Origin of the sequence: Nostoc sp. DedQUE12b, from assembly GCF_034530835.1 — a bacterium.
Classification (GTDB): Bacteria; Cyanobacteriota; Cyanobacteriia; order Cyanobacteriales; family Nostocaceae; genus Nostoc.
Genome location: NZ_JAVRCI010000050.1, coordinates 43,658 through 52,659, shown reverse-complemented (window position 1 = coordinate 52,659; position 9,002 = coordinate 43,658). Strand labels below are relative to the sequence as shown.

The 9,002-nt window shown below is 42.1% G+C and carries 6 protein-coding genes; 3 read left to right on the top strand and 3 right to left on the bottom strand.

The genetic code is table 11. The annotated features are described in order from the left end of the window. Window positions 1-565: 565 nt before the first annotated feature. Window positions 566-2,146, top strand: coding sequence for a B12-binding domain-containing radical SAM protein (locus RMY16_RS22260; protein ID WP_322738193.1), 1,581 nt, complete (start codon window positions 566-568; stop codon window positions 2,144-2,146). A gap of 102 nt (window positions 2,147-2,248) precedes the next feature. Here the strand turns inward: RMY16_RS22260 and RMY16_RS22255 are convergent, their stop codons facing one another. Together RMY16_RS22255 and RMY16_RS22250 are read right to left on the bottom strand one after the other, a co-directional pair. Then, window positions 2,249-3,115 carry a calcium-binding protein gene (locus RMY16_RS22255; protein ID WP_322666883.1) on the bottom strand — a complete coding sequence of 289 codons (867 nt, stop codon included), beginning with the start codon at window positions 3,113-3,115 and terminating at the stop codon, window positions 2,249-2,251. Window positions 3,116-3,409: 294 nt separating this feature from the next. Next, window positions 3,410-4,675, bottom strand: a complete 1,266-nt coding sequence (locus tag RMY16_RS22250) for a glycosyltransferase family 4 protein (protein ID WP_322738192.1) — start codon at window positions 4,673-4,675, stop codon at window positions 3,410-3,412. A 150-nt stretch (window positions 4,676-4,825) separates the two neighbouring features. On the opposite strand from RMY16_RS22250, the gene RMY16_RS22245 reads away from it, so the two are divergent. Together RMY16_RS22245 and RMY16_RS22240 are read left to right on the top strand one after the other, a co-directional pair. Further along, window positions 4,826-5,563, top strand: coding sequence for a DUF429 domain-containing protein (locus RMY16_RS22245; protein ID WP_322738191.1), 738 nt, complete (start codon window positions 4,826-4,828; stop codon window positions 5,561-5,563). 37 nt (window positions 5,564-5,600) lie between these two features. Further along, on the top strand, window positions 5,601-6,056 hold the full coding sequence (locus RMY16_RS22240; RefSeq protein ID WP_322738190.1) for a DUF29 domain-containing protein: 456 nt from the start codon (window positions 5,601-5,603) through the stop codon (window positions 6,054-6,056). 184 nt (window positions 6,057-6,240) lie between these two features. Here the strand turns inward: RMY16_RS22240 and glgP are convergent, their stop codons facing one another. Further along, entirely contained in the window at window positions 6,241-8,805 is a 2,565-nt protein-coding gene (gene glgP, locus RMY16_RS22235) for an alpha-glucan family phosphorylase (RefSeq protein ID WP_322738189.1), read from the bottom strand. Window positions 8,806-9,002 lie beyond the last annotated feature (197 nt).

The following is a 9,002-nucleotide window of genomic DNA, read 5'->3' as shown; positions in this document are numbered from 1 at the left end:
TGGCATGGCCGCTCGATGTAATGGCATGGCCGCTCGATGTAATGGCATGGCCGCTCGATGTAATGGCATTGCAAAAGGTTGCGTTTACATAACACAACAATAGAAATACTCGACTACAAAACGCCGTAATGAAAGCTTTTTCTCCTCATCAAAGCAGTTTATGTACTTTTGATTTACAAAAATAGACAAAATTTAAATTTTTTTTAGAGAAAGTAGCAGTAACCTCAACATTATGAGTTAATTTTTTCACTCAGGAGAGTCTGCTGATGAAAGCTTTACTACTCTGGTCTATAAAAATGCTCAATTATTTCTGGATTTACTAGCAGACGATTGGTCTGGCAGTTTTTCGTTGCATAAATCCGCCATTATATTTTATAACAACGGCGGTAATCCTGCTAGCTGACTACAAAATTATCTTTGCCGATGCAAATGTCTATCTAAAAATAGATAGAGCAAAAATAAAGCTAGTGGGATCGTAGCATCATCTCTGCAATGACCATCCAAAACTCGGATTTGTCAAAAGTAAAAAATTTTTCAACCAAAATTTAATTAGAGGACTACAGCAATGAAAGTACTCTTACTTTACCCCCGCTTTCCTAAAACGTTTTGGTCTTACGACGAATTCATGAAAATAGCGGGACTTAAAGCATTTATTCCACCGTTAGGGATTTTGACTGTTGCTGCGATGCTACCAACAGACTGGGAAGTTCGGTTTTATGACCGCAATGTTAACCAAGAAACGGATGCTGATTGGCAATGGTGCGACATCGTGATTCTTTCTGCGATGCTTGCACAGAAAGAAGACTTTCTCGCCCAAATTCACAAAGCAGCCCAACTAGGGAAAAAAGTTGCTGTGGGTGGCCCTTATCCAACCTCAGTGCCAGAACCTGCCGAAAAAGCAGGAGCTAACTATTTGATTTTAGATGAAGGAGAGATTACAGTTCCGCAATTTTTAGATGCGATCGCTAAAGGTGAAGAACAAGGAACCTTCCGCGCCCTGGAAAAACCAGATGTCACCCAAAGCCCCATCCCCCGCTTTGATTTACTCAAGCGAGATGATTACTTAATGATGGCAATCCAGTTTTCTCGCGGTTGTCCTTTTGAATGCGAATTCTGTGACATCATCAATTTATACGGTCGCAAACCACGGACTAAAGAACCCAGTCAAACCCTAGCAGAACTCCAAACCCTTTATGACTTAGGCTGGCGCGGATCTTTGTTCGTTGTGGATGATAACTTCATTGGCAATAAACGCAATGTAAAACGCCTCTTACAAGAGTTAATTCCGTGGATGCAGGAACATAATTATCCCTTCACCTTCCTGACTGAAGCTTCCGTCAACCTAGCAGAAGACACTGAGCTATTAGAACTAATGGCTAAAGCTGGTTTCTACGCAGTCTTTTTGGGTATTGAAACACCAGACCAAGACAGCCTGCAAGTGACTCGCAAGTTTCAAAATACCCGCAATCCCCTTTTAGAAGCCTGTCGTACCATCAATGAAGCTGGATTGTTGATCTATGCAGGATTTATCATTGGTTTTGATGGAGAAAAAGCTGGTGCTGGGGAGCGAATTCAAGCTTTTGTTGAAGAAACCGGCATTCCTCAACCGATGCTCGGTATACTGCAAGCTCTTCCCAATACAGCCCTTTGGCAAAGACTAAAAAAAGAGGAGCGATTATTAGAAGGTTTTGGAGGTTTAGAGGTGGGGGATCAGAATTCCTTAATGAATTTTGTTCCTACGCGTCCGATGGCTGAAGTTGCTAAAGAATATTTAGAGGCAATTTGGAGAATATACGAACCCAAAAACTATCTCCGACGTTGTTTTGAACAATGCCTGAAGATTACACCTAATCCCCAACTACAGCAGACAATGTATTTTCCTCCTGGCAAAGGACTGCGGCTACTTGGACACTTGCTTTGGCGTCAAGGTTGGCAACGGCAAGAAATTCGCGGTCAATTTTGGCAACAGCTTTGGGCTATTCTTTGCACCAAGCCGCAATTTGTGAATATGTATTTGGGTTTATGTGCTGCTGGCGAGCATTTTTGGGAATATCGCCTTTTAGCCAGAGAGCGCATTACTGAGCAATTAGGATTTGATCCCCTGACTACGCCTACACCTGTTGAAAAACCATTAGTCACAATTTAATATTAGTTGATTGTTCAGCGATCGCTAATGTGTTTTTATTGTGTTTTGATCAATAGCGATCGCATTAATTTTGCTCACAAAAACCAAACTCTTAAATTCGATTTACCTTTGAGCCAAACCCACCTGTCCACCAATTAGCCCCAAAAATCCAGTTCCAAAGTGCTGAATCTCCAAAAAGCTTGCTTGCTCCGGCGATGTTTTGTAAATTCGGAATGTTTTCATAATTCCTAAAGTAGCAGCACTTTCTAGAGGCCCAACAAAACTAATATCTCGGTTCAAAAAATAGGTTTGATTAGCCCAGTAAGCCATTTGATTTGCATTTAAAAAGTAGCAGCCTGCGTGAGGATTGAGGGCACGACGAAAGGTAATTGGTGCATTCATGATTGCACCATTGAGTTCCTGTTGCTCCTGTATATTTTGAAAAGGAGCAGTTACTCGCAAAGCCAAATCCCCATCAATATAAGCTTTGTGAACCAAACCGTGGGGAGAGACTTCATAACGATTTGGCTGGAGCAAATTTAAATCGCCCGCTTGTTGAGTAAACCAGTTTAATTTTATAAAAAACCAAGGGTCATGAATAATTAAGTCATCTTCAAGAAAGCAGTAATAATCATACTGACCGATACAGGTTTGCAGAATAGCTTGGCACTCAAACCCCAAAAGTAGAGGTTCTACATTAGTAGAATGATGCTTATATAAATGGGATGGTAAGGGAAGCTGATTCAGAAGATGATTATCTTGAGTTGTACAAATAACAATATCTAGTTCGTGAGACTGCGGCTGATTAGCAGGGAAAGCTAGTCGTTGAGCAATGTTGATAATACTTTGAGATTTGCCAAATAATTGATGTAAAGCAGTAATGCTTTTAGTTAACGCCTCCAAGCGAGGTTGTGGGTCTTTGCGTTGGGAAGCATGACGACCCTCATTGCTAGGTTTGAAAAAATGGGCAATGGTAAAAATAATTCGCATTTTCAATATCACTTTTATCTTTATTTGTCATTTGTACTAAGCTTAATTATTGGTGCAGCCTCTCTAAGAGTTATTGTCATTGGTCATTGGTCATTTGTACTAAGCTTAGTCGGTGGTACAGCCTCTTCAAACGTTGTATTGGTCATTTATAGTTTGTCATTTGCTCAAGAGCAATAACTAATGATTAATATACTTCTTGCAAAAGTCTTTATTTTCAAGCTTTTATTTGCACGTTTGCTTGAGGCAAAAAATATTTATGCAAGTGACAAATGACAAATGACCAATGACCAATGACTAATTTTTGCCAAATCCTTTAGAACTTGGGCGCTTTTTCAAATTATCAGAAGTTTTACCAGCGAACATCCATTGCAAATGCTGTGGTAACAGTCTTGCCAAATCATAACGCTTCAGAATTGTCTCTCGCGCATTCGCACGAATTGCTTTCATCTCTTGAGGATTATTCAATGCTTCTTCAACCCGATTAGCAATATTCTGAGGAGAAAAGAAATCTACCAGCAGTCCATTCACCCCATCCTGTACAACCTCCAAGACTGGTGAAGTCTTAGAAGCTATTAGTAAACATCCTGCTGCCATTACTTCTAACATTGACCAAGATAAAACAAAAGGACGGGTTAAATAAACATGGGCAGAAGAAGCTTGCAAAACCTGAAGGTACTCATTGTAAGGAAGCCTATCTGTAAAGTGCAGTCTCGATAAATCCAAAGATGATTTTAATTTTTCTAACATTAATTGTTTATAAGTCTGACCATCGGGGAGATTTTTACCATAAGCAACCCGATCTTCTCCCACAACTACCACATGGCACTTAGGCCGTCGCTGCTGAATTAGCGCCACCGTTTCCATAAACTGCGGAAAACCTCTATAAGGTTCCATTCCTCGTCCTACATAAGTTACCAACTCTTCCACATGGGAAAGATCCAGATTTATTCTTGGTAAAACTAACTTTGCACCTGGTTTGGGAACAAAATAGTTGGTATCAACACCATCATGAATTACAGTGAGTTTGCTATGATATTCTTTGGGAAACTGCTGACGCTGCCAATTAGTTGGAGAAAGACCGCGATCGCAGCTATATAAATCAGTTAAAATCGGTGCATTTTTCACGCGGATACGGCATTCATCATCAGCATTCAACGGATCGTTGGGATCGAAATCTGCATCGGAACCGTGAGCGTGATAAAACCACTCGAAATAACACAATAATTCTGCTTTGGGAAAAACATCTTTCATAAATAAAGTCGGCCCCCAACCAGAATGACCATAAACTATATCTGGAAAGAAACCCTCGGATTTTAATTTTTCTGCCACGCGATAGACAGCTTGAGCGGTAAGAACAGCATTTTCCAGGTTGCGAACGTAGTGGTGAGTTTGAGGCGCAGCTTCACGAGAAGGGGTATAAATAGCTTTGAAAACGCCAGGTATTTCCCCTTCACGACGATTTGTACCAAAGACAACTTGGCAATTAGGATCTTTACCCAAAACTATCGCTAGGTTGCGAAATTGCGAGGGAAAATTGGGATGTAAAAATAAGATTTTCATTGGAATAATCTTGATTAATTTATGCGAGATAAAATAAATTAAGACAATCTTTTTAAGATTATAAGATTATTTATCAAGATTTTGAGCAAGTAAATTTAGGTAAATGGTTGTCAGTAAATGCGAGAATAATCGCAAATTCGTGTTATTACAATGAAATTTATTGGCATTGATTTAGGCTGGCGATCGCAACCAAGTGGACTATGCTGTTTAGAATGGGTAGATGGACAACTGCAATTACTCGATTTAGACCGCAAAGAAGCCATTGCAGACATCCTCACCTGGATCGATCAAAACGTCCAACCAGATGAACCAGCCATCATCGCCGTAGATGCACCTACCCTCATACCCAACGCCACCGGAAGCCGCCTCCCTGACAAACTTAGCCACAAGTACTTTGGCAAATATCATGCAGGCTGCTACCCAGCTAATCAAAACCTACCCTTTGCCGATCGCACCATCAACTTTGGCTTAGAATTAGAATCACGCGGTTTTGCCCACGCCCCCACCATAGAACCGCAAAAACTCAGCAGATATCAAATAGAAGTCTTTCCCCACCCAGCAATCGTTAACTTATTCAACTTAGAACGCATCCTCAAATACAAAAAAGGGCGCCTCAATGAGCGTCGCCTAGAATTAATCAAACTTCAAAATTATCTTCTCGATATCCTCCCCTCCTTTTCTCCTGCTCTGCGCCTCTGCGATAGCCCTACGTTCCTTCTGGAAATACCCACCACAGGCGCAGCCCTCAAAGCAACCGAAGATAAACTGGATAGCCAAATTTGCGCTTACGTTGCTGCATACTGGTGGTATTGGGGAGAAGAACGTAATTTGGTATTAGGCGATCGCACTACTGGCTACATTGTCATCCCTCAAAGAATGTTAGCCTAAAATTGTAATCTCGTAAGATTTAACTCAAAGAGGTTTTATGCAAAGAGTTAGTTCTAACTTGAGTTTAAAAGAGCTTTATGAAATTGATGATCATCTCTGGTTAGAGGAAACAATCAAGCTATTGAAAGCTAACCATTTAGAAGAACTAGATTTAGAAAATTTAATTGAGGAGCTAGAAAATTTGGGTCGTAGAGACAAAGCCAAGGTTGCTAGTTTATTAGAACAAATTATTAGACACCTTTTATTATTACAATATTGGACAGAAGAATCTCAATATAATTCTGGACATTGGAAAGCAGAAATTAGAAGTTTCAGGAATCAATTAAAACGTAACTTGACAACGAATTTATATCAATACTTAGAAAATGAATTAGCATCAATTTATGATGATGCCTTAGGATATGTAATTGAGAAAAGTGATGGCAAACTAGATAACTTACCTCAATCTTGTAGTTACACTTTAGAACAGCTACTAGATATTAACTATCTATAGCCGTAGTCACACAGATTAGGACAGTGTTGATTGCTCAAAGTCCTGAAAAAACTGGATTTTTACTCAGCACTCAGCACTCAGCACTCAGCACTTAGCTATACCAGAAAATGTTTAACATAAAAGGCGTTGCTAAACTTAAATCAGCAACGCCTAATCTTGAGTATTCAATAACTACTCAACACTCTTACTCTGCCCAAGCAATCAACCTTGGTTCATAAGGATTAGCCAGATTTTTATTTTTCGGCAATACACGCAAAGACAAGCCTTGTAAACCAGAAGCGGTATAGATGATATTACCAGTGTAAATACTCAATTGCTGTCCATCTTCGCCTTGGTAATCCATCACCACTGGCACAGCGTTGACAATATCACCATTGGCATCGATCGCACCTTGATATAACTCCACCTGCACATCATCATTCGTCAAAGTTGCCAAGTCAACCTTGGCTTTGACGGCAACGGTTTGGTTAACCTCAATGTCTGAAGCTGCCGATACATCAACATCTTTGATTCTGATGTTGAACCAGTGTTCGCTTAGTTTTTCTTTCCAAGCAGCTAGTTCTTTCGCTGGAGCATAGTTATCAACAGTCAGGGTATGATAGCGATCGCTAGCTGGGAAATAAGCCCTTTGTGCATATTCTCCTACCATCCGCGCTGTATTAAAGAACGGACAATTCAACCGAATTGCATCCTTCATTTTGGCAACCCACGGACGGGGCAAACCATCAGTATCCCGATGGTCATAAAATAACGGTACAACTTCCTTCTCTAACAACTCGTAGAGAGCGTTGGCTTCTACTTCATCCTGGTAGTTGGGATCGTCGTAATTCTCTCCATGTCCAATCGCCCAGCCCGTGCGGACGTAATCAGCTTCATCCCACCAGCCATCTAATACACTTAAATTCGGCAATCCATTCATTGCTGCTTTCATGCCACTGGTACCAGAAGCTTCCCGTGGACGACGCGGTGTATTTAACCAGATATCGCAACCCGCAACCATCAACCGGGAGATGTGAATGTCGTAATTGGGAACAAACACTACCTGTTTTTCTAAATGCTGTTCACGGATAAAGTGATTGATCTCGCGGATCAACTCTTTACCGGGAATATCCTTGGGATGTGCCTTACCAGCAATCACAAATTGCACTTTCCGGTCTTTGTTAGCCAGCAGAAGCCGCTTAATCCGCTCCAAATCGCGCATCCAGAGGGTGGCGCGTTTGTAGGTGGCAAAGCGACGAGCAAAACCAATGGTGAAAGCGTAAGGATCTAAAACTTCTTGGGCTTGGGTAATTTCGGAGGCAGAAGCGCCGCGATCGGTTAAATGCTTAACTAGATGGTCACGCACATACAAAATCATATCTAAGCGGCAGCGTTCGTGATTGCGCCACAACTCTTCATCGGGTATGGCGTCCATCCGCTCCCACAATGGGCTATCTGGTGCTGCTGATGACCAATTTGGGCCGAGGTAGCGATCGTACAATTCTTGAGTCGATTTCGCCACACAACTCCGAGCATGAACACCGTTGGTAATTGCTGCGATCGGCACTTCCTCCACTGGCACTTTCTGCCATAAGCCCTGGAACATTTGCCGCGATACCACACCATGCAGTTGTGCGACACCGTTAGAAAATGTTGCCATTTTCAGCGCCAGCACTGCCATACTGAAAGGCCCAGATAAATCGCCTGTATTCTCACGCCCCAGTCCTAAAAATTGCTCTTTGGGCAACCCAAATATCTCTGCATAGTACCCCAGATAGTGCAGCATTTTGTCGGGAGCGAACAAGTCAATTCCTGCCGGTACTGGCGTGTGGGTAGTAAAGATATTACTGGAAGCCACTACCTGTCTAGCTTGGGGATAATTCAGTCCTTCTTCCTGAATCAGCAAGCGGATGCGTTCTAAAGCAGAAAAGGCGGCGTGGCCTTCATTCATGTGGTAAGCGGTAACTTTCAGCCCCAAAGCTTTGAGCATTTGCACACCACCGATCCCCAGCATGATTTCCTGGTGGATACGCATATCGATGTCGCCACCATACAGTTGATCTGTGATGTCGTGGTCGTAAGTGTTGTTCGGTTCAATGTTGGTGTCCAGGAGATACAGGGGAACCGTTCCTACCTGTACGCGCCAAACTCTGGCATATACCTTACGTCCTGGATAATCTACCGCAATCCGCAGTTCAGAACCATCGGCATTGCGCTCCAGATGCAAGGGCATATTATAGAAATCGTTGAGCAAGTAGCGTTCTTGCTGCCAGCCATCGGCATTGAGATACTGGGCAAAGTAGCCTTGCTGATACAGCAAACCTACACCGACAAGCGGTAGTCCCAAGTCACTGGCAGATTTGAGGTGATCCCCCGCCAAAACGCCCAAACCCCCAGAATAGACTGGCAAACAATCTACAAGTCCAAATTCCGCCGAAAAATAGGCGTAGCATTCTTTGGGTTTCTGCTCCCGTTGTTTCTGATACCAGGTGCGCTCTTGCAAATAATCGTCTAACTGACGGTCAGCTCGATCCATTTGCGCTAAAAAGCCTTCATCTTCGACAACTTCCAGAAGCCGCGATTGAGAGATTGTACCCAACATTAACACTGGGTTATGATGGCTAGACTCCCACAGGTCAGAGTCTAAGCGACGAAATAAATCTTTAGTATCAACGTTCCAATCCCAGTGCAAGTTATATGCCAGCCGCCGTAGTGGTTCGAGTCGCGGCGGTAGTGAAGGGGATACGTTAAATGTACGAATTGGCTGCATAAGTTGGCAAAACTCCAAGTTTAGCTATGGTTATTGTTTACTCTCTTTACCAATGTTGCCAATTCTTTATACAGTAGTTTGTGAAAAAGCGATGACTTTGTTAAGCATTGAGAATTATTTTTAACCTCGTTGCTAAAGTTTACACCAAGGTGTTTCTAATTCTATGCCTTACTCTGAGCCATGTACTTGGTATATCA